Here is a 20,699-nt window from a genome sequence, read left to right on the forward strand (position 1 = left end):
CGTCAGAACAAGCCGCGATAGGCCCCGCCATCCAGCGTCAGGCACTGGCCCGAGATATAGCCGGCCTGCGCCGCGCACAGAAAGGCGCAGGCATCGCCGAATTCGTGCGGCTGGCCCACCCGGCCCGAGGGGCCGCGCGCACCGATGCGGGCATAGGCCTGTTCCAGCGTGATGCCCTCCTGCGCCACCTGCTGCTGCGCCAGCGAGGCCAGGCGATCGGTGTCGAACGGGCCGGGCAACAGGTTGTTGACCGTCACGTTGTCGGCCACGCAATCGAACTGCAAGACCTTGGCCATGGCCATCAGCCCGGCGCGCGCCGAAACCGACAGGCCCATTTCCGGCGCCGGCATCAGCACCTGGGCCGAGGTGATGTTGACGATGCGGCCAAACTTGCGCGCGCGCATGCCGCCCACCACCGCCTTGATCAGCGCCAGCGGGCTCAGCATGTTGGCATGCAGCGCGGCCAGGAAGTCGGCCTCTTCCAGCATGTCGAGTTTACCGGGGCGCGGGCCGTGGTTGTTGTTGACCAGGATATCGGGATCGGGGCAGGCCGCGAGTAGCGCGGCGCGCCCTTCTGCCGTGTCGAGATCGCCCACCACCGCCATAACGCTGGCGCCGGTTTCGCGGGCGATCCGCGCTTGCGCCGCCTCAAGCCGGGCGGCGTCACGCCCGTTGATCCACACTTGCGCCCCTTCGCGCGCCAGGGCCGTGGCGCAGGCCAGGCCCAACCCTTTGGATGACGCGCAAACCATTGCCTTGCGCCCGTTGATGCCCAGATCCATCGCCAGTTCCTTGTGCCGGGCAGGGGGCTTGGCCACGCCTGCCGATTGGCGCTTTGCTCTATCGTAAACAGCGTGGGGAACAAGCCGGGGCGATGATGCGTTCGCACAGCAGCCCAACCGCCCCATCCTTGCGCCGAAATGCGGGATACGGCTGCGGCGATCCGCCCTTCGCCCGTCATTCGATTGCCACACGGTGATATTTTGCTAATCGCCAGCCGGTGTTCTGCGTGAAACCATCCCATCCTGGCCGCGGGGTAGCAGCCCTGGCCCTTGCGCTGGCCTGTGCGGCCTGCGCCGTGCCCGCGCCGCGCGTGGTCGATCCCGGCCTGGCCCCGGCAGACGACGTGCGCGCCGACGCCACCCCATGGTGGACCCAGGCGGGTGACCCGGTGCTGGCCCAGGTCATTGCCCAGGGCCTGGCGCATGATGCGCGCCTCGCCTGCGATGCCTGGCAGTTGCAGGCGCAGGCCGATCGCCTCGCGGCGCGGCGCCGTCATCTTGGCGGACGGCTTACCGGCTTGATGGCGGGAGAGCGCGTGGCCGATGGCAAGGCGCCCGGCGCCTATGCCCACGCCGCGCTGGTCAATCGCCGCGCAGCCGCCATGGCCGAGGCCTATCTTGCCGTGCGCTTGGCCCAGGCGCGCCTCGCCGCGCGGCGCAGCGCTGCAGCGCCATGGCAGGACAATACCGAGATCGCCCGCTTCCGCCGCGAGGCCGGGCTGGTTTCGGCGATCGACGGCGCGCTGGGCGGCGTGATGGTCGATCTTGACGCCGATGCCGTGACCCAGGCCGAAACCGATGTATCGCAGGCCATGACGCACCTGGCCGAGGAAACCGGCCTTGCAGGCGATGCGCTGGTTGCCCTGATGGGGCAGGGCGGCGCCGTGCCCGCGCTGACAGATATCGCTACGCCCGATACCCGCCGCGCTGGCGTGATGCTGGTGCGCCAGGAGCAGGGCCAGGCGGTGGTTGCCGGCACGACCTCGGTCGATCAGGCGCGCGCGGCCTTGGCCAGCGCTACGGCGGCCAATGCCGAAGACATGGATAGCGCGGCCAAGGCGTTGGAGGCGGCGCGCCAACTTGCCCAGGCGAGCGCACGCACCCTGGCGCAGGCCGATCGCACCGTGCGCGATGCCCGCGCCGGCTATCGCGCCGGCGCTGAACCCTTTGCCACGCTCTATGTGGCCGAAGCCTCTGCGCTGGCTGCTGGTGAGGCCGATGCCACGGCGCGGGCCGGGCTGGCGCGCGCGCAGGTGCGGCTGTGGACAGCCCATGGCCTGGGCTGGACCGCCGTCGATCTTGCCCCGGCGGCTCCGGCCCAGGCGCCGTCGCAATGCCCGGCAACGCCATGACCGATGGTGATCTCGATGCCTTTCTCGGCGCCCGCCCGCGCGCCGGGCTGGCGCGCTGGGGCATGGTCCTGGCGCTACTGGTGGCCGGCGTGGCGGCGTTCTGGCTGCTGCTGCGCTTTGTCGACGGGCCGGACATGCCCTATTACAGTGTGCCACTGGAACGCGGCAGCCTGACTCCGGCGATGAGCGCGAGCGGAACCCTGCACGCGGAGGACGAAGTGATCCTGCGCGCCCCCGAAGGCGGCGTGGTGCACAGCCTGCTCGGGCCGGGCGATGGCGTGGTCCGCACCGGCCAGCCGATCGCCGTGCTCGATACCGCGCCGCTGCAGGCCGCGCTCGCCAGTGCCGAGGCCACCCGCGCGGCGGCCGAAGGCACGCTGCTGGCGGCCCAGTCCGATCTCGATGGGGCCCGTGCCCGGCTTGATCGTTATGAGGGCGTGTGGCGCAAGTCTGGCGGCCGGGTGCCTTCGGTCAACGAAATGGACGGCGCGCGCGCCGAACTTTCGCGCACGGCAGCGGCCCTTGCCAGCGCCACGGCGGCCCTGGCCAAGGCGCGCAACGATGAAGTGCTGGCGCGCCGGCAGCTGGCCGATGGCACGATCCGCGCCCCGTTCGATGGCGTGGTGGTCTCGCGCGCGGTGGCGCCGGGGCAACTCGTGGCGCCGGGCACGCCGCTGCTGTCGCTCGCCACCGGGCTCGATCGCCTGGTGGTGACGGTGCCGCTGCCGATGGCAGACGCCCAGCGGCTGGCCACCAATGCCCGCGCCCACGTGCTGTTGGCCGGCATGGCCGACAAGGTGCGCACCGCGCGGCTGGTGCGGATCGATCCCACCGACGATACGCGCGGTCTCGATCGCTTGGCGGTCTTCGCGCTCGATCCGCCGGCCGCTGGCGATGGTGCCATGGTGCAGTTGCGCCCCGGCATGGCCGCCACCGTGGAAATCGACCTGCCTGCGCGCGAAAAGGTGCTGCTCGTGCCCAATGCCGCGCTGGGCTTTACGCCCGATGGCGTGCCGCCGCGCCGCAGCACGATCTATATCCTGTCAGACGACAACGAACCGCGCCAGGTGGCGGTGGCCACGGGCGCCAGTGACGGCAAGCGCACCGAGATCTTGGCGAGCGGGCTGGAGCCCGGCGTTCAGGTGATCATCGGGCGGCGCGCTGGCCCGCCCAAGCCGTGACAGGACGAAACCCAGGCGGGGCAGGCCGTGGAACAGACCGGCTTTCCGCCGAAACCGAACGACGGGGGCTGCGTTAGGCAGGCATGATCGATCCTTCCAACCCTTCCGATGCCGCTGCCGGCGCGGCCGTGTCGCGCCGCGGTTTTTCCACGATGGCGCTTACCCTGGCAGGCCTGGCGGCGCTGCCGGCGCGGCTTTTGGCCCAGGGCGCGGCGGGCAATTTCGGCCCGGCCCAGCCATTTTCATGGGATATCCTGGTGGCCGCCGCCCAGGCTTCCGCGCGCCGCCCTTATGCGGCCCGCACCGCCTCGCGCCGGGCCGCGCCGACATTCGATGATGCTGCCCGGCTGACCTATGGCGAGGCACAAAGCCTGCCGGGCCACGTGCGGCTCTTTCCCACCCGGCTGGAAACCGCGCCCTTTGCCGTGGGCATCAACGTGGTTTCCGCCGGCCAGGCGCGCCCGCTGATCAACACCCAAGGGCTGTTCGGCGCGGCGCAGAATGTCGATCCCGCCGGCTTTCGCGTGATGCATGCCGATGGCCATGGCGATTGGCTGGCGTTCCTGGGCGCATCCTATTTCCGCGCGGCGGGCGAGAAAGACCAGTACGGCCTTTCGGCGCGGGGCATTGCCGTCGATACCGGCACAATGCCCGGGGCGGAGGAATTTCCCGAATTTACCGCGTTCTGGATCGAGGATCTGGGCGGGCCGGAAGGGCGCCAGCGCCTCGTGATCCATGCCCTGCTTGAGGGGCCGTCGCTGACTGGGGCCTATGCCTTCGATACCCGCCAGACCGAGGCGGGCGTGGTGCAAGAGGTGAAATCGGCCCTGTTCCTGCGCAAGGACGTGGCGCGGCTAGGCATCGCGCCGATGACCAGCATGTTCTGCTTTGACGAGGCGACCAAGATGGATCGCCGCGACTGGCGGCCCGAAGTGCACGATTCCGACGGCTTGGCCATCTGGATGGCCGATGGTGAGCGCATCTGGCGCCCGCTGGAAAACCCGCCAGAGCCGCGCACCAACACCTTTCGCGCCAACTCCCTGCGTGGCTTTGCCCTGGTCCAGCGGGATCAGGCGTTCGATCACTATCAGGATGACCTGGCCTTCTACGATCGCCGGCCATCTTTGTGGGTAGAGCCGCAGGGTGATTGGGGCGCGGGTGCGGTTGTGCTCTATGCCTTTTCGACGATCTCGGAAAACGTCGACAATGTGGCGGCTTTCTGGCTCAGCGATCGGCCGGCCAAGGCCGGCCAGCGCCAGGATTTTGCCTATCGGCTGACCTGGACCAACCGCGATCTGGCCGCCAATGCCAATGCCCGCTGCATCAAGGTGTTTGCCGGGCCGGGCGGCGTGCCGGGCGGTGATCCGATCCCCGGTGCCACGCGCTATGTCCTCGATTTCCAGGGCGATTCTCTTGAAGGCCTTAACCGCAGCAGCGGTGTCACGGCCGAACTGGACTTGCCGCCAGAGGCCGTGCTGCACAAGGCGGTCGGCCCGGTCGCCGGGCGGGACAAGCAATGGCGCGTGACGCTCGATATCAAGACGCAGGGGCTCGCCGCGCGTGAATTTCGCTTGTTCTTGAAGCGCGGCGGCGGCGCGCTCAGCGAAACCGTGATCAAGGCGATCCAGCCATGACGGACCGCGCTGCGCCAGGTGGCCAGCCGCCGCTGCTCCCGGCCGAAGCGCCGCTCGACATGCCGGTGCAACGCCTGTTCGGCAATGCGCCGGCGCGGCGCGAGGTGGAAACGCGCCCTCACGGCCTGCTGGTCAAGCGCTGGCTGCTCATCGCGCTGACGGCGGTGTTGGGCCTTGCTGCGTCGAGCGAGGTGCGAGTCGCCTTTTCGCGCGATGGCCTCAATGCCATCGAGGTGGCGCTGCTCGTGTTTTTCGTGCCGCTGTTCAGCTGGGTGGCGTTCGGCTTTGTCAGTTCGACCATCGGCTTCATCCAGCTAATCAGCGGCGCGCATCCCGGCTTCGTGCCGGTGCCATCGCCCGCTGCCAGCCTGGCCCATCGCACCGCCGTGCTGATGCCGGTCTATAACGAAGATGTCGACGCGGTGTTCGCCCGGGTAGAGGCCATGGCCTATGCCATCGATCGGTCGGGCGGGGCGCCGTGGATCGATTTCTTCGTGCTCAGCGATTCCAGTGCGTTGCATGGCAAGCGCGAAGAGGCCGCGTGGGCCGAACTGGCCGCGCGGGCGCCAATCGCAGTCTATTATCGCCGGCGCGAGGAAAATACCGCGCGCAAGCCCGGCAATATTGCCGAATGGGTCCGCCGCTTTGGCGCCGCTTATGAAAACATGCTGGTGCTCGATGCCGATAGCGTGATGACTGGCGCGGCCATCGTTGGCCTGGCCTCGCTCATGGAGGCGCGGCCCTCGATCGGCCTGCTCCAGACCGTGCCGATGATCACCAACGCCCGCACCCTGTTCCAGCGCTGGATGCAGTTTGCCAGCGAGGCCTATGGCCCGATCGCATCGGCCGGGCTGCTGTGGTGGAGCGGGGCAGAGGCCAATTTCTGGGGCCACAACGCGATCGTGCGCACCCGCGCCTTTGCCGAAAGCTGTGGCCTGCCCGATCTGCCGGGCAAGCCGCCGTTCGGTGGGCATATCCTCAGCCACGATATGGTCGAATCCGCGCTGCTGCGGCGGCGCGGCTGGGCCGTGCACATGGTGATGATCGGTGGCAGTTATGAAGAATATCCGCCCACCATCGTCGATCATGCGCTGCGCGATCGCCGCTGGATGCAGGGCAATCTGCAGCACCTGCGGCTGATCGGCGCCTCGGGCCTGGCCAGCACCAGCCGGTTGCACCTGTTGATCGGCGCCTCTGCCTATCTTACCTCGCCGGGCTGGCTGCTGCTGCTGCTCGCCACGATCGCCCAGGTCGCCATGGCGCGCATCGGCGGCGGGATTGAAGGCAATGTCCTGATGACCGTGCCGCCGGGCGTTCTGGCGCTTACCGTGCTGCTGCTGTTCGGGCCAAAGGTGATGGGCCTGGTGTGGATTCTGGCCGACGCACGGCGCTGCGCGGCCTTTGGCGGGCCATGGCGCGCGCTGCGCTCGGTCTTGGCGGAACTCGTGCTGTCTACGCTCTTCGCCCCGGTGTCGATGCTCTTGCAGATCAAGGCATTGCTCGGCCTGCTGCTCGGCATTCCCTCGCAATGGAACGCGCAAAACCGCGATGCCCAGGCCATTGCCGTGCGCGCCATCCTGCCGGCGATGCGCGACCATATCCTGCTCGGCCTGGCGTTTGCCGCCACGGTCTGGCTCGATCCCGTCACCGCGCTGTGGCTATCGCCGATCACGCTGGGCCTGTTGACTGCCCCCTGGCTGGTCAGCCTGACCTCGCGCGAGGATCTGGGCGAAGCCGCCGCCCGACGCGGCCTGTTCCGCGTCCCCGCCCGCACCATGCGCGTCGGCCGCGCCGAAGTGCCCGATCCCGCCGCCGAGGCCGCGCCCGGCGGCATGGGATCAACGCAAGCGCAGCCGGCGCCGGCGAAGGCGCTGGGTGCCTGAGGGGCGGGGTAGTGTTGTGGGTGTTTGGGGCGGCGAAGGGGCTGTGTGCGGTGCGCTGAAGTCAAAACGTATCAGCAAGCAATCACTACGTCAGAAGTTTAACGATTAGTCGTAGCTACATTGCGCAAGAAAGATGGCTGGACGCCGGATCAAGTCCGGGGTGATGTAGATTTCAAGCCATAAATCGACTTACCGTCACCCCGGACTTGATCCGAGGTCCAGCTGTTCTGCTTGTGCAAAACGCCAGCATGTCCTCAAATAAGCGCAAGCTGTCGTTTGAATTTGTTCACCAATCCAGTGCGCGATGGTGCAGTGCGACTGGTGTCTGCCAATCGGTCAGTTGACCGCGCCTGCTTCTGCTCCTTTGGTGGCGATCGCCGGGCACAGCGCTCGCCCGCTGCGCCGTTAATTCCGCCCGCTAAGCCGATACCCCTCACTCGGCCGGCTGCGTCGAAAACGCCGGCTCGGGCATGGCGCTGCCCAACGCCATCGCGGGGGAAAGCTGCAAGGGGGGCAGGCGGCGCACCGGGCCGCGCCATGGGGTCAGGCGGGGCACGATCGGGCGCAGGGCCAAGGCGGCGCCGGTGAGGATGGCAAAGTCCGTTCCCGGGTCGCAGGTGGGAGAGGACAGCGAGGCGACCACGGCATCGACCACTGCCGCCCAGGCGCAGGCCGCGCCGGTCGACAGCGCCATGTCGGGCGAGGGGACATAGGTGGACAGCCGCGTCGGTTTGAACGCGCTGATCATGTGCACGATCATCGCCGTCGCGCCGATCAGGCCGGTGCAGCCGAGCACGGCGGTTGCCAGGCTGGACGAGCGGAAGCTGCCCGGCCCAATGCCGATGCCATGTGTAGCGACAAAGGCATGCCAGCCCTGCCAGGCCCAGAAGCCGCGCTGTTCGCCAGACAGCGACTGGCCCTTGTCCACCGTCATGTGGCGCAGCAGTTCCGTCGCATCGTTGACCAGCACCGGGTGGGCGATCATCAGCCCGGTGATCAACACGATCATGGCCAGGCCCGCGCCGGCAATGATCAGGGCGCGATCGGCCGGCATCGCGCCTGGCAATAGCAAGCTGCGCCCCAGCACCAGCGCGCCATAGATGCCCAGGCCGACATAAGCCGTGGTTGCCGTACTGCACAGCAGCGCCGCTGCCAGCACGAAGGCCGCCGGTCCGGTATAGCGGCTGTCTACCCGACGCAGCCAGCATTCGAACAGGAACACGAACCAGTTGATCCCAAACCAGGCAAAGCCCGATGCCTCTGGCCACAGCCCGGCCATGCGCACGAACCCGCGATAGCTGTGATCGAGCTGGGCATAGGATCCGTTGCGGAACAGGGCGAGCACGGTGTCCACCGGCGTGCCCTTGGCTGCCACGCTGAGAAAGCCGATCAGCCCATGAACCAGCCCGGCGATCGCCATGGTGCGCACGAACACGCGGCGCCCACGCTCCTTGCTGCAAACCACGTGCGCGGCAATCGCGGTCAGCAGGGTGCCAACCAGATAGACCGTGGTGGTGATGTTTTGGGTGGAAAAGCTCAATGGGCGGGTGGAATAGATATAGGCGCGCATGGAGATATAGCGCGCCTCCACCTTGCCGCGCATCGGAGTCACGTCAATCTGCCCGGCAAACAGGCGCGGGCCGATAAATGCCAGCACCGCGCCATAGAGGATGAACGTCGCCAGCCAGATATTGGCTCGCGCCGCCTGGCCCACCGCCATGCCATTCCCAGCACCGGGCACCAGCAGGCGCAGTGCCATGAACACCAGGGCAAACTGCACCGGCGGGATCGACGACCCGCCCAGCATCGGCAGCACGATCGCGGCGGAGCCGCCAAACAGCGTCGACACCAGCAGGAATGCGAACATCGCCTCGATCGATCCGGCAAGGAACAGGCTGAGGCCCAACAGCACCTGGATCGCGCCGATGAAGGTCAATTGCATCGCAGGCTCCGCACAAGCAGGACGATAGAAACGGAAGGGAACGGCGCCATCATGGCCTAATGAAATCGGGCGCGCAGCGCACCGCCTTGGCAAAGCTGGCCGGATTGCCGCGCCACACCTGCGCGGCTGGAATATCCTGGGTCACCACTGCGCCGGCGGCGACCACGGCATGATCGCCGATAGTCACGCCCGGCAGCACGATCACCCCGCGCCCCAGCCACACATTGCTGCCCAGCCGGATCGGCGCCACGCGCACGCCGTCGCCTTGGTGCACCGGGTGGTGGTTGGTATCGCACAGCACGCAATCGGGGCCGATGCGGCAATGCGGGCCGATCTCGATCGCGCTGTGGCAGATCAATTGCACCCCGGCGTTAAGAAAGACGCGATCCGCCAGCGTGACCAGCGCGCCGCGCGCCACCTCGATGCGCACCGGCGCAACGTCACCACGCAGGTTGACCCGCGCGCCGATGCGGATATCGCCCGTTCCGCTGATGCGCGGGCGATGGCCGTGCACGAAAAGCCGGCGCCCAGGCACCGTCCCGCGCCGCCGCAATGCCAGTCGCGTGGCCAGCGTGACCAGCCGGTTGCGCGGCTGGAGCGCGGCGAGCCAGCGGGCCAGTCGGCCGCTGGGGCCAGCCACGGGCGGCGCATCGACCGCAACGCGCGGCGTAGTTTGCCAGTCTTGCGGGCCTGCCGCAGGGGGGAGTGGCAAGGCCGGGGCGTGACGATCGGTCGAAGCGGGGGCGAGATGCGTGGCCATGGGTATCCCCTGGTCAGAAAGTGGCAGACGATTTCACAAGCACGATGACAGTGGGGCGCCGCGCCCTATTCCAGCGCATGCAACAGCCCCTGGTCGAACCGGTCAGGCGCAAAGCGGCGGGCATCGGCCATGGCGGCGGCTGGATCGAAATGCGGCAGCCAGGCTTCCATCGCCTTCACCCCGGCGATCAGCGAGTCCACGCTTTGGCTGGCAAAGAACTGGCCCGTCAGGTCTTGCGTCACGCTGTCGAGCGCGCCACCCCCGGCATAGGCGAGCACGGGCCGGCCCGAGGCGATCACCTCCACCGGGACGATGCCGAAATCCTCTTCCGCCGGAAACACCAGCGCACGGCACTGCGCATAGGCACGCCGCAGCACGGGAAAGGGCAGCCGTGGCAGGATGGTGATGTTGGGCCCGGCGCGGCGGCACATGGCCGCGGCCAGCGGCCCATCGCCCACCATCACCAGCGGCAGGCCCAGCGCGTTGAACGCATCGATCGCCAGGTCGGGCCGCTTGTAGGGCACCATCTGCCCTACCCAGAGATAGGCCGGCCCCACCGCATCGGCGCGATCGAACAGGTCGATCTCTACCGGCGGGTGCACCACATCGGCCTCGCGCCGCCAGGCCTTGGCAATGCGCCGCTGGATAAAGCGCGAATTGGCCACGATGCGATCCACCCGCGCGGCCGAGCTGGCATCCCAGGCGCGCAGGCGGTGGCATAGCAGCGGCATCATCGTGCGGCTGACCATCCCGGCGGCATTGCGATAATCGTGATAGTGGTCCCACAGATAGCGCATGGGCGAATGAACGTAGCTGAGATGCAAGGCATCGGGCGCGGTGATCACCCCTTTGGCCGGCCCGCTTTCGCTGCTGATCACCAGGTCATAGCCGCGCAGGTCCAGCTGCTCGAGCGCCATGGGCATGAGCGGCAGATAGCTTTGGTAATGGCGCCGGGCGCCGGGCAGATGCTGGATGAAGCTGGTCGTTACCTTGTGACGGCGAATCGTGTCCGAAACGGCTGCCGGATCATACACGTGGGTGAAGATATCGGCCTGGGGAAACAGGCGCAGCAGGCGTTCGAGCACGCGCTCCCCGCCGCGCATCGTCACCAGCCAGTAATGCACGATGGCCACGCGGGCAAAGCGGCGGCGTGGGTCTGCGACAGGATAGGGCGCCGGGATCTCCGTGCGCTCTGGCTTGGCGGGCAGTACCAGCCGCGCACCGTGGTCCTCGCGATGTCGCGCCGTTTCCGGCAAGCGTAGCGGCAGGGCCGGCACGTCGGCCGTACCTGCTGCGCCCGGCGCGGTAACAGCCACTGCCGTGTCCGCAGGCGCAGTGGATCGGCCCGCCACGCGCCGCCGCCGCTCAGGCATAATAGCTCTCATAGCTGCGGTAGAATGCGGTCTCGCCATAGTCGAAGCGGGGCTGCTTGCGCATGTCCACGCGGGTGAGGGCGACGCCGGCCAATTGCACGCGGTCGATCGGCAACAGGCGCAGCGCGGCGCGCAGGGCCTGCTCCGGTGTCTTGCGCCAGCGCACCACAAAGACCGAGGCATCGGCCTTGCCCAGCAAGAGGCGGGCGTCAGCGATGGGCAGCACCGGCGCGGTATCGATGATCACCGCATCGAACCGTTCGCGCGCCGTGGCGAGCAGGCGATCCATTTCGACCCCGGTCATCAGTTCCGCGCGATCACCCGCCTCGGCGCAGAGCGGCAGGATCGAGAGACCCGTGCCAGGATCGACAACCAGCGCATCGTCGAGGCTGGCCGTGCCGTGCAGCACTTCCATCAGGCCAGGGCGCCCTTCGCCCCCGCGCAGGAACCGGCTGACGCCCTGGTGGCGTAGATCGCCGTCGATCAGCAGGATGCGGTCACCTGCCGCCGCCATCGAGCGCGCCAGGCAGATCGACGTGGTGGTCTTGCCTTCCTCGGGCAGGGCAGAGGTGATCGCAATGATCCGCGCCTCGGTGGTGTTCATCGCGATCGAGGCGCGCAGCGAGCGGAAGCTTTCGGCAAAGACCGAACGCGGATCTTCCAGCAGGGCGCTGGCCGGCACCCGCTCCCCGCGTCGCGCCACCGATTGCAGCGTCGGGATGGCGCAAAGATAGCGCACGCCCATGCGCTCTTCGATATCCTCACCCGTGGTCAGGCCGGTGAAGGTCATTTCCGCCAGGAACGCGGCGGCGATGCCAAGCCCGGTGCCCAGCGCCACGGCCAGCACCCCGTTGATCAGGATGTGTGGGCTGTTGGGATGGCGCGGAACATCGGCGCGGTGCAGCATGTCGGCATCGGCCTGCTCGGTGCCTTCGCGCGCGGTCAGTTCCTTGAAGCGGTTGAGATAGCTTTCATAGAGCGCGTTGGAGGTTTCGGCGCGCTTCTGCAGGTCGTCGAGCCCCACTTGCGCCGCGTTGTTCTGCGCCAGTGCCCCGCGCGAGGCATCGAGCGAACCGGCAAGCGAAGCCAGGCGTTGCTGCGATACCCGGGCCTTGGCTTCGAGGCTGGCCATCACGCGTTGGGTTTCGGCGGCGATTTGCCGGTTCACGGCATCAAGCTGCGCCTTGGAGCGCAGCACTTCGGGATGCTGTGGGCCATAGCGTGATGACATGGCGGCAAATTCGGCGGCAAGGCTGGCTTGCTGTGCGCGCATCTGGCCGATCACCGGCGAGAGCGAGGCTTCGCCCACGCCGCCGCTGCCACCGGCCTGCAACTGGCGCTGCGCCGCTTCCAGGCGGGCGGCATCCTCGCTCGCCTGTGCACGGGCAGCGGTCACTTCCTGGTTGTACGACGAGATTTCCTGCTCGGTCAGCGTGCCCTGCGTGGTGCTGAGCAGGTTGTGCGCGATGCGATATCGTTGCACCGTCGCACTATCGGCCAGCGCCTGTTGGCGCAGTTGTTCCAGCCGGTTGGCGATCACCCCGGTGGTTTCGCGCGCGCCGCTGCGCTTGTTCTCCAGCGCGCCCAGCGTGTATTGCTCGGCAAAGGCGTTGGCGATGCGCGCAGCCTCCTGAGGGTCGCTGCTTTCAAACGTGATGGCGATGCCATAGGTCGTGCCGATGCGCTGCGCCGCCACGTTCTTGGCCAGGTAGGCAATGGCCGCCTCGCGCGCGCTTTGAGGGGCGCCGGCAGATTTTGTGTTGGCGGCTTTCCCTTCGTCTGGCGATGGGGCAAAGCGCGGATCGTGCGCCAGGCCCAAGGCATCGGCAACAGCGGCCGTGTTGGTTTCCGAGGTGATTACCGAAACCTGCGTATCGACAAAGCTCTCGCTGGGGATGGCGGGCTGGTCGGTGCGGTCGTTCGTGCTGGTCGGCGCGACCGGCTGCAACTTGCTGTTGAGCGTGACTTCGGCGCGAGCTTGATACGTGCGCGGCTGCAACGCCGTGATGACCATGCCGATCGCCAGCACGCCCAGCAACACGCCCAGGAATACGCCGATTCGCCTGCGGAACATGGCCATCAGCCGCCGCAGATCGATGCGGTCGGTTGCCGCTGCGCTGTTGGCCCGCGGCTCGGCCGGCGTGGCCGGCACGATGCCGGCTGGCGCGCGATAAAAGTCGATTGCGGTGTTCACCATTGCCCCCTTCGGCCAAGTCAAGCTCTGCACCCGGCGCGCATGGCGGCGGCGCCATTGGCGCCCCAGGCCTTGCCCGCTCCCGGTATGACCTCAGCCTGTGGCGGTTCGCCCGCGCAAGGAAGGCCAAGCATATCCGCAGCGGAGCAATAGCGAGGCACCGCTTGGCACCCCTTGCAGCCGGCTGATCCGGGCCCAGGAGAGGGGTGCGGCGGGTGGCGCAGGCCGGGTGGCAATCGCGCCGTCGGCTATCGGTAAATCCGCGTATGGCACCGGAAAAATGCGTAGGATTTGCCCGCATATACGGCGCGCTGGCCGGTTCCGCCCGACGGCCATCGATTAGGCATGGCCAAGCCCGCCGCCCGGCCTAACCGGCGATTCCGATCGTTCCGGAAAGCCTCCAAGTCGGAGTTTTCATCCCGGGCCGCTGCATTGTCTTCGCAAGGGCGCGGCATAGAACAACCGGGAAACGAACGCACACGGAGGGTGTAACGTGATTCCCCATATCGATCATGGTCTCTCGCGCCATGCTGCCATGGCCCGGGCGGCCCGGCCCGCCATGCTGGCGGCCGTGCTGGGCTTCGCCCTGTTGTTGCCGGGGTGCGCGGGCACCACGGCACAGCCACTATCGGCAGTGGACCGCGCCACTGGGCTGGCGGGCTATCGGGTGGGCGCAGGTGACAAGCTGCGCATCACCGTGTTCAACGAGCCGACACTGACCGGCGAATACAACGTCACCTCCACCGGCGCCGTGGCCTTTCCCCTGATCGGCGTGGTCCAGGCCGGAAACCACACGATCGACGACGTAACGCGCGAGATTACCGGTCGGCTGTCGGGCGCTTATGTCAACGATCCGCGCGTCAGCGTCGAAGTGCTCAACTACCGCCCGTTCTACATCCTGGGAGAGGTGAACAAGCCGGGGGAATACCCCTATGCCTCGGGCATGACGGTGGAGCAGGCGATCGCCAAGGCCGGCGGATTTACCTATCGCGCCAACGAAAAGACGGCATTCCTGCGGCGGCAGACGACTTCGGCCGAACACAGCGTATCGCTGCGCAGCGGCGCGCCAGTGGCGGTTTTGCCCGGCGACACGATCCGCGTCGGTGAGCGCTATTTCTGAAGCGGCCCAGCTGACCACAACGCCGTGCCACCCCGGCCGGCCGGATCGTCGCGCTGGCGCTTGGGCCAGGGCAGACGATCCGGGGCGGCCTCGCGCTGGACGACGGCTGTGGAGTGCAGCGCGGGGGAGTGGCTACTTCTTCGCGCCGACCACGGCCCCGACGATGGAAATGTCGCCGGGTGATACGCTGGCGCCGGCATAAGGATCAGGATTGTGGCCCTTGATCGCGAACGTATAGCCCATCTCTGCCGCTGATGGCCCGAAGAAGGCACCGTTGAATGCGCCGCTGGCAAAGTAGTTGGTACCGCTGGTGAACGTACCGGCAAACTGGTCTTTCGCGATCGTGCCGCTGCCGCTGTAGACGCCTGCGCTGCCTTCGGTGGGATTCCCGACCGCGCGGAGGGACAGGCCGGTGCTGACCGTGCCCTGGGCGAAATCGGCCGTGAACGTTGCCGTCCCGGTGAGGTCGCTCAGTGTGGCCGGGGCATAGTTGTATGCCAGCATCGTGCCCGAAACGGTGGTGGCATAGGTGGCCGAACCGCTGGTGGGCATGCCCTTGCTGCCCGACATTTCGCCAAACACGTAATAGCGGATGTCGGTCTGGTCGGCGCTGGCGTCGACGTGGGTCCATTTGCCAAAGCTGGTGTAGCTCAGGCTGACGGGGGCGGTTGCCGTATTGCCCTGCTGCGCGTTGCCATACAGCGTCAGGCTGTCGCCACCTTTGTTGAAACTGGTGGTATAGTCGCTCGACGGCATCTTGTCGGCGGCGGTGAAGCTGGCTGATGTGCTGCCCGCCTGCACGGTATAGGTTCCCGTCGCGGCGTCATAGGCGATTGTCGTGGCTGCGTTGATGCCGGCCGTGGTGGCGGGCGTCACTGCCAGTGGCTTGCTGAACTGGCTGCCGAATTGGCCGCTGCTCAGGCTGCCGGTGTAGGTTTGCGTGGCCGTCGCGGCGGAAAAGGTGCCCGAGGTGCTCTGCGGAAAAGGCTTGCTGGCCGATACGGAATTGACCGGGCCATCACCGCCGCAGGCTGCGAGCAATCCGCATGCCAGTGGAACAGCCATGCGAATGGTGCGAATTGTATATGCCATCGTTTCGATCGGTCCCGCAAAAGTTGTCTTGCGTGCCGCTGTTACAATAGATTTCCTGACGCGTATCCAAATATTTAGGATCACATCGGGGGAATAGTCTGCCCCCGCCGGATCGGCCGTCACGCGGTCAGCGCGCCGGTTCCGGCGGGGATCGACCAGCGGCTGGATCAGCCCAGAATGCCGGGCAGGTCCAACCCCTTTTCGCGGGCGCAATCCTGGGCGATGGCATAGCCGGCATCGGCATGGCGCATCACGCCGGTGGCCGGGTCGTTCCACAGCACGCGTTCCAGGCGGCGCGCTGCCTCGGGCGTGCCATCAGCCACGATCACCATGCCCGAATGCTGGGAATAGCCCATGCCCACGCCACCACCGTGATGCAGCGACACCCAGGTGGCGCCGCTGGCGGTGTTGAGCAGGGCATTGAGCAGCGGCCAATCCGACACGGCATCTGATCCATCGAGCATGGCCTCGGTCTCGCGGTTGGGGCTGGCGACCGATCCGCTGTCGAGGTGATCGCGCCCGATCACCACCGGCGCCTTGAGTTCGCCGTTGGCGACCATCTCGTTGAACGCCAGGCCCAGGCGGTGGCGGTCCCCCAGGCCCACCCAGCAGATCCGCGCCGGCAGGCCCTGGAAGTGGATACGCTCGCGCGCCATGTCCAGCCAGTTGTGCAGATGGGCGTTATCGGGCAGCAGCTCCTTCACCTTCTGGTCGGTCTTGTAGATGTCTTCCGGGTCACCCGACAGCGCCGCCCAGCGGAACGGGCCGATCCCCCGGCAGAACAGCGGGCGGATGTAGGCCGGCACAAACCCGGGGAAATCAAACGCGTTTTCAACGCCTTCGTCAAAAGCCACCTGGCGGATGTTGTTGCCATAGTCGGTGGTGGGCACGCCGCGCGCCTGAAATTCCAGCAAGGCACGCACGTGTGTGGCCATGCTGGCGCGTGCGGCCTTGGCAACGCTTTCCGGCTCGCGCTCGCGCTTGTCGATCCATTCCGCCACGGTCCATCCGGCGGGCAGATAGCCGTTGATGGGATCGTGCGCGCTGGTCTGGTCGGTCAATAGGTCGGGCAGGATGCCGGCCTCTAGCATCTGCGGCAGGATTTCGGCGGCGTTGCCGATCAGGCCCACCGACACCGGCTTCTTGTCGGCGCAGGACTGGCGGATGATGGCCATCGCTTCGTCGAGGGTTTCGGCGGCGTGATCGAGGTATCCGGTGCGCAGGCGCATCTCGATCCGGCTGCGCTGGCATTCGATCGCCAGGCACGATGCACCGGCCATGACCGCAGCGAGCGGCTGCGCGCCGCCCATGCCGCCCAGGCCCGCGGTCAGCAGCCACTTGCCGGAAAGATCGCCACCATGGTGCTGGCGGCCCATCTCGACGAAGGTTTCATAGGTGCCCTGGACGATGCCCTGGGTGCCGATGTAGATCCACGAGCCGGCGGTCATCTGGCCGTACATGGCCAGGCCCTTGCGATCGAGCTCGTTGAAATGCTCCCAATTGGCCCATTCCGGCACCAGGTTGGAATTGGCAATCAGCACGCGCGGCGCATCGGCATGGGTGCGGAACACGCCCACCGGCTTGCCCGATTGCACCAGCAGGGTCTGATCATCTTCGAGGCGGCGCAGGGTTTCGACGATCTTGTCATAGCTTTCCCAATCGCGCGCGGCGCGGCCGATCCCGCCATAGACGACCAGTTCCTCGGGCCGTTCGGCCACATCGGGATGCAGGTTGTTCATCAGCATGCGCAGCGGCGCTTCGGTCAGCCAGGATTTGGCGGTCAGGTCCGTGCCCGTGGCGGGGCGGATCACGCGGCTGTTGTCCAAACGGGTCATCGTCATTCTCCAGCAAAGGCAAGGCAGGCGCTGAGCACGCGCTTCAGGATCGGTTGCAGGTGGGCAAGGCGCCGTGGATCGGGGTGGGGCGGCCAGTTTTCCGCCGTCGGCTCCGCCGGTTCCGCCAGATAGCCCCGCATCGCCAGTTCCATCTGCACGGCGTGGATGCCGCGCGCGGGATCGCCATGGTGGCGCGTGGTCCAGCCGCCTTTGAAGCGGCCGTTGACGACATGGCTTTCGCCGCTGGCGGCGCAGACGGCGGCAACGGCTGCCTCCAGCTCTGGCGCGCAACAGCGGCCATCGTTGGTGCCGATGTTGAACAGCGGCAGTTCCCCGGGAAACAGGCGGGGCACGTGGCTGCGGATCGAATGCGCATCATAGAGCACCACGCGCGGGTGAATGGAACGAAGCCGTTCCATTTCCGCCGCCAACGCGGCGTGATAGGGCGCGTGCCAGGTTTCGCGGCGGTGGGCGATTTCGCCCTCCGCCAGCGGGGCAGGGATCAGCGGTTCGCCATCGAACGTGGTTTCCGGGCACAGGCTGGTGGTGGCCATGCCGGGATAGAGCGAGGCACCCGAAGGATCGCGGTTAGCATCGATCACGCTGCGCGAGATGCGCGTGGCAACCAGCGTGGCGTCGAGATCGCGGGCAAAGTCATAGACTTCGCCGATCCACCAATCGGTATCGCGCCGGGCCAGCCATTCCGAGCCGAAGGCGCACCCGGCCAGATTGGTGCCGCCGTGGGGAAAGGCCACGATCAGCGGTGCGGCGCCGCGCTGGATGGTGAGCCAGTCCATCAGCCCAGCACCGGCAGTTGCAGCGGGCACGCCGCCAGCACGGCACCGCGCTCGACCATGCCACGCGCGACGGCAATGTCGGGTGCAAAATGGCGGTCTTCGACCAGAGCAGGCACCACGCCGCGCAACATGGCGCGCACCGCCTCCAGCTCGTCGCTTGACCGCAACGGCGCGTGAAATTCGATGCCCTGCACGGCGGCGAGCAGTTCGAGGCCGAGGATCGCATCGAGGTTGCCCGCCATGTCGAGCAGGCGCCGCGCGCCGTGGGCGGCCATCGACACGTGGTCTTCCTGGTTGGCCGACGTGGGAATGGAATCGACGCTGCACGGCGCGGCGCGCTGTTTGTTTTCCGAAACCAGGGCTGCGGCCGTTACTTGCGGGATCATGAAGCCGGAATGCAGCCCCGGCAGCGGGGTGAGGAAGGCAGGCAGGCCCGACAGCGCGGGATCGACCAGCATGGCCAGGCGCCGCTCCGACAGCGAGCCGATTTCGGCCAGCGCCAGGGCGATCATGTCGGCGGCAAAGGCCACTGGCTCGGCATGGAAGTTACCGCCCGACAGCGCTTCATCGGCATCGGGGAAAATCAACGGATTGTCGGTGACGCCGTTGGCCTCGATTTCCAGCGTGCGCGCGGCCTGGCGCAGCACGTCGAGCGCGGCGCCCATCACTTGGGGCTGGCAGCGCAGGCAATAGGGGTCCTGCACGCGCGGATCATCCACTGCGTGGCTGGCGCGGATGGCGCTGCCGGCCATCAGCGCGCGCAAGGTGGCGGCAGTTTCGATCTGCCCGCCATGGCCGCGCAGGGCATGGATGCGATGATCGAACGGGGTATCCGTTCCGCGCGCCGCCTCGGTCGACAGGGCGCCGGTGACAAGGCCGGTGGCGAGCAGGCGTTCGGCCGCAAACAGCCCGGCCAGCGCATTGGCCGTGGAAAACTGCGTGCCGTTGAGCAGCGCCAGGCCTTCCTTGGGCCCCAGCGCGATGGGGGCGAGGCCATGATCGGCCAGGGCCTGCGCGGCGGGCAGAGCCACGCCGTTCACGAAAATCTCGCCAACGCCAAGCATCGTGGCGGTCATGTGCGAAAGCGGGGCAAGATCGCCGCTGGCACCCACCGAACCCTGGCACGGCACCACCGGTACCAGGCCGCGCGCCAGCATGTCTGCCAGCAAGCGCACGGTGGCCACCTGCACGCCCGAGGCGCCCTGCGCCAGGCTGGCGAGCTTGAGCGCCATCATCAGCCGCACCACAGGCACGGGGGAGGGCGCACCGGTGCCGGCGGCATGGCTGAGCACGATATTGCGTTGCAGGGCGGCCAAGTCTTCATCGGCGATGCGCACGCTGGCCAGTTTGCCAAAGCCGGTGTTGATCCCATAGACGGCGTCGCCCTTGGCCAGGATGCGCGCAACGGCCGCCGCGCTGGCCGCGATCGCCCCCCAGGCATCATCATGCAGCACGACATCGGCGCCACCGTGGATCGCGCGCCAATCGGCCAGCGTGGCCGCGCCAGGGGTGAGGACGATTTTGGTCATTTTCCACTCCAGATGCGGGCATGGAGCGGCGCAGCGCCCATCCCGTGAACAAGATCGGCCGGGCGCGCGATATTCCAGATCGCCAGGTCGGCACGCTGGCCAGGCACAAGCTGGCCCAGCGTGCCGGCCAGGCCCAGCGCGCGGGCGGCATGGACCGTGGCACCGGCCAGGCATTCGTCCACCGTCAGGCCGAACAGCGTGGCGCCCATGTTCATCGCCAGCAGCAGCGCGGTGAGCGGCGACGTGCCGGGGTTGCAATCCGTGGCGATGGCCATGGGCACGCGGGCGGCGCGCAGCGCGGCGATCGGCGGCTTGATGGTTTCGCGCATGAAATAGAACGCGCCGGGCAGCAGCACCGCCACGGTGCCGGCCTGGGCCATCGCGGCAATGCCATCGGCGTCAAGGTGTTCGAGGTGATCGGCGCAGAGCGCGCCGTGGCTGGCGGCCAGTGCCGCGCCGCCAAGGTTGGAAAGCTGTTCGGCGTGCAGCCGCACCGGCAGGCCGAGCGCGCGGGCCGCGCGGAACAGACGATCGACCTGTGCCGGCGAAAAGGCAATGCCTTCGCAAAAGGCATCGACCGCATCGACCAGCCCCTCTGCCGCCAGCGTGGGCAGCCAATCGTCGGCCAGTTGCGCGATATAGCCATCGGCATTGCCGGCCCATTCGGGCGGCAGCGCGTGGGCACCCAGGAACGTGGTGACGATGCGCACCGGCCGCACCTGGCCCAGTTGCCGCGCAGCCAGCAGCATCGCGCGTTCTGCCTCGAGCGTCAGGCCATAGCCCGATTTGATTTCGACGCAGGTGACGCCTTGCGCCAGCAGCGCGTCGAGGCGCGGCAGCGCGGCCCGAACCAGATCATCGACACTGGCCCCGCGCGTGGCGCGCACAGTGGCCATTATCCCGCCACCAGCGCGGGCGATATCCTGGTAGGTGGCACCGGCCAGCCGGGCTTCCCATTCGTCGGAACGGTTGCCGGCAAAAACCAGGTGGGTGTGCGCATCGATCAGGCCCGGCGTGATCCAGCGGCCCTGGCAATCGACCGTTGCGCCTGCCTCCAGCGCCGGCGCCGCCGCAGCCGGCCCGGCATAGACGATTACACCGTCACGCGCGGCGATCAGGCCGTTGTCGATGCGTCCCAGTGCGTCAACGTCGGTGCCCTGCCTGGCCATCGTGGCAAGGTGCGCATTGGTCCAGATCGTGTCGCAGCGCATGAAGGGATGGTCCT

The 20,699-nt window shown here is 67.6% G+C and carries 15 protein-coding genes; 5 read left to right on the forward strand and 10 right to left on the reverse strand.

From position 1 onward, the window contains the following. Positions 1–2: 2 nt before the first annotated feature. Positions 3–818, reverse strand: a complete 816-nt coding sequence (locus SCA01S_RS10735) for an SDR family oxidoreductase (RefSeq protein ID WP_022674727.1) — start codon at positions 816–818, stop codon at positions 3–5. 191 nt (positions 819–1,009) lie between these two features. Here SCA01S_RS10735 and SCA01S_RS10740 point away from each other — a divergent pair, with 191 nt between their 5' ends. The 4 genes from SCA01S_RS10740 (at position 1,010) to mdoH (ending at position 6,832) form a co-directional block, all read left to right on the forward strand. After that, entirely contained in the window at positions 1,010–2,134 is a 1,125-nt protein-coding gene (locus SCA01S_RS10740) for a hypothetical protein (protein WP_157088944.1), read from the forward strand. Continuing rightward, a complete protein-coding gene (locus tag SCA01S_RS10745; RefSeq protein WP_062785411.1) occupies positions 2,116–3,315 on the forward strand; it encodes an efflux RND transporter periplasmic adaptor subunit in 1,200 nt (399 codons plus the stop codon). The genes SCA01S_RS10740 and SCA01S_RS10745 overlap by 19 nt, the downstream gene beginning before the upstream one ends. Positions 3,316–3,398: 83 nt before the next feature. Further along, the gene (locus SCA01S_RS10750) at positions 3,399–4,949 is read left to right on the forward strand and encodes a glucan biosynthesis protein (RefSeq protein WP_245652517.1); all 1,551 of its coding nucleotides are present in this window, start codon (positions 3,399–3,401) and stop codon (positions 4,947–4,949) included. Beyond that, entirely contained in the window at positions 4,946–6,832 is a 1,887-nt protein-coding gene (mdoH, locus tag SCA01S_RS10755; protein ID WP_062785413.1) for a glucans biosynthesis glucosyltransferase MdoH, read from the forward strand. The genes SCA01S_RS10750 and mdoH overlap by 4 nt, the downstream gene beginning before the upstream one ends. A 433-nt stretch (positions 6,833–7,265) precedes the next feature. Here the strand turns inward: mdoH and SCA01S_RS10760 are convergent, their stop codons facing one another. From SCA01S_RS10760 to SCA01S_RS10775, 4 genes are all read right to left on the reverse strand, one after another. After that, positions 7,266–8,774 (reverse strand): hypothetical protein, encoded by a 1,509-nt coding sequence (locus tag SCA01S_RS10760; RefSeq protein WP_062785415.1) that lies wholly within the window; start codon positions 8,772–8,774, stop codon positions 7,266–7,268. Positions 8,775–8,823: 49 nt separating this feature from the next. Further along, positions 8,824–9,534: an acyltransferase gene (locus tag SCA01S_RS22955; RefSeq protein ID WP_082349699.1), complete on the reverse strand. Its 711-nt coding sequence runs from the start codon at positions 9,532–9,534 to the stop codon at positions 8,824–8,826. 65 nt (positions 9,535–9,599) lie between these two features. Further along, positions 9,600–10,637, reverse strand: a complete 1,038-nt coding sequence (locus SCA01S_RS10770; RefSeq protein WP_084390947.1) for a glycosyltransferase — start codon at positions 10,635–10,637, stop codon at positions 9,600–9,602. Positions 10,638–10,899: 262 nt separating this feature from the next. Next, on the reverse strand, positions 10,900–13,104 hold the full coding sequence (locus SCA01S_RS10775) for a GumC family protein (protein WP_062785417.1): 2,205 nt from the start codon (positions 13,102–13,104) through the stop codon (positions 10,900–10,902). A gap of 490 nt (positions 13,105–13,594) precedes the next feature. Here SCA01S_RS10775 and SCA01S_RS10780 point away from each other — a divergent pair, with 490 nt between their 5' ends. Next, positions 13,595–14,221 (forward strand): polysaccharide biosynthesis/export family protein, encoded by a 627-nt coding sequence (locus tag SCA01S_RS10780; RefSeq protein WP_245652518.1) that lies wholly within the window; start codon positions 13,595–13,597, stop codon positions 14,219–14,221. A gap of 132 nt (positions 14,222–14,353) precedes the next feature. Here SCA01S_RS10780 and SCA01S_RS10785 read toward each other — a convergent pair whose 3' ends face one another. The 5 genes from SCA01S_RS10785 to hutI form a co-directional block, all read right to left on the reverse strand. Beyond that, positions 14,354–15,313, reverse strand: a complete 960-nt coding sequence (locus tag SCA01S_RS10785; RefSeq protein ID WP_062785421.1) for a transferrin-binding protein-like solute binding protein — start codon at positions 15,311–15,313, stop codon at positions 14,354–14,356. Between the two features lie 167 nt (positions 15,314–15,480). After that, complete coding sequence (gene hutU, locus SCA01S_RS10790) at positions 15,481–17,148, reverse strand: urocanate hydratase (protein ID WP_062785423.1); 1,668 nt, start codon at positions 17,146–17,148, stop codon at positions 15,481–15,483. Between the two features lie 2 nt (positions 17,149–17,150). Next, positions 17,151–17,945, reverse strand: coding sequence for an N-formylglutamate deformylase (gene hutG, locus SCA01S_RS10795; RefSeq protein WP_062785425.1), 795 nt, complete (start codon positions 17,943–17,945; stop codon positions 17,151–17,153). After that, on the reverse strand, positions 17,945–19,474 hold the full coding sequence (gene hutH, locus SCA01S_RS10800; protein ID WP_062785427.1) for a histidine ammonia-lyase: 1,530 nt from the start codon (positions 19,472–19,474) through the stop codon (positions 17,945–17,947). The genes hutG and hutH overlap by 1 nt, the downstream gene beginning before the upstream one ends. Continuing rightward, the gene (gene hutI, locus SCA01S_RS10805) at positions 19,471–20,685 is read right to left on the reverse strand and encodes an imidazolonepropionase (protein ID WP_062785646.1); all 1,215 of its coding nucleotides are present in this window, start codon (positions 20,683–20,685) and stop codon (positions 19,471–19,473) included. The genes hutH and hutI overlap by 4 nt, the downstream gene beginning before the upstream one ends. Positions 20,686–20,699 lie beyond the last annotated feature (14 nt).

This window comes from Novosphingobium capsulatum NBRC 12533 (genome assembly GCF_001598375.1).
GTDB lineage: Bacteria > Pseudomonadota > Alphaproteobacteria > Sphingomonadales > Sphingomonadaceae > Novosphingobium > Novosphingobium capsulatum.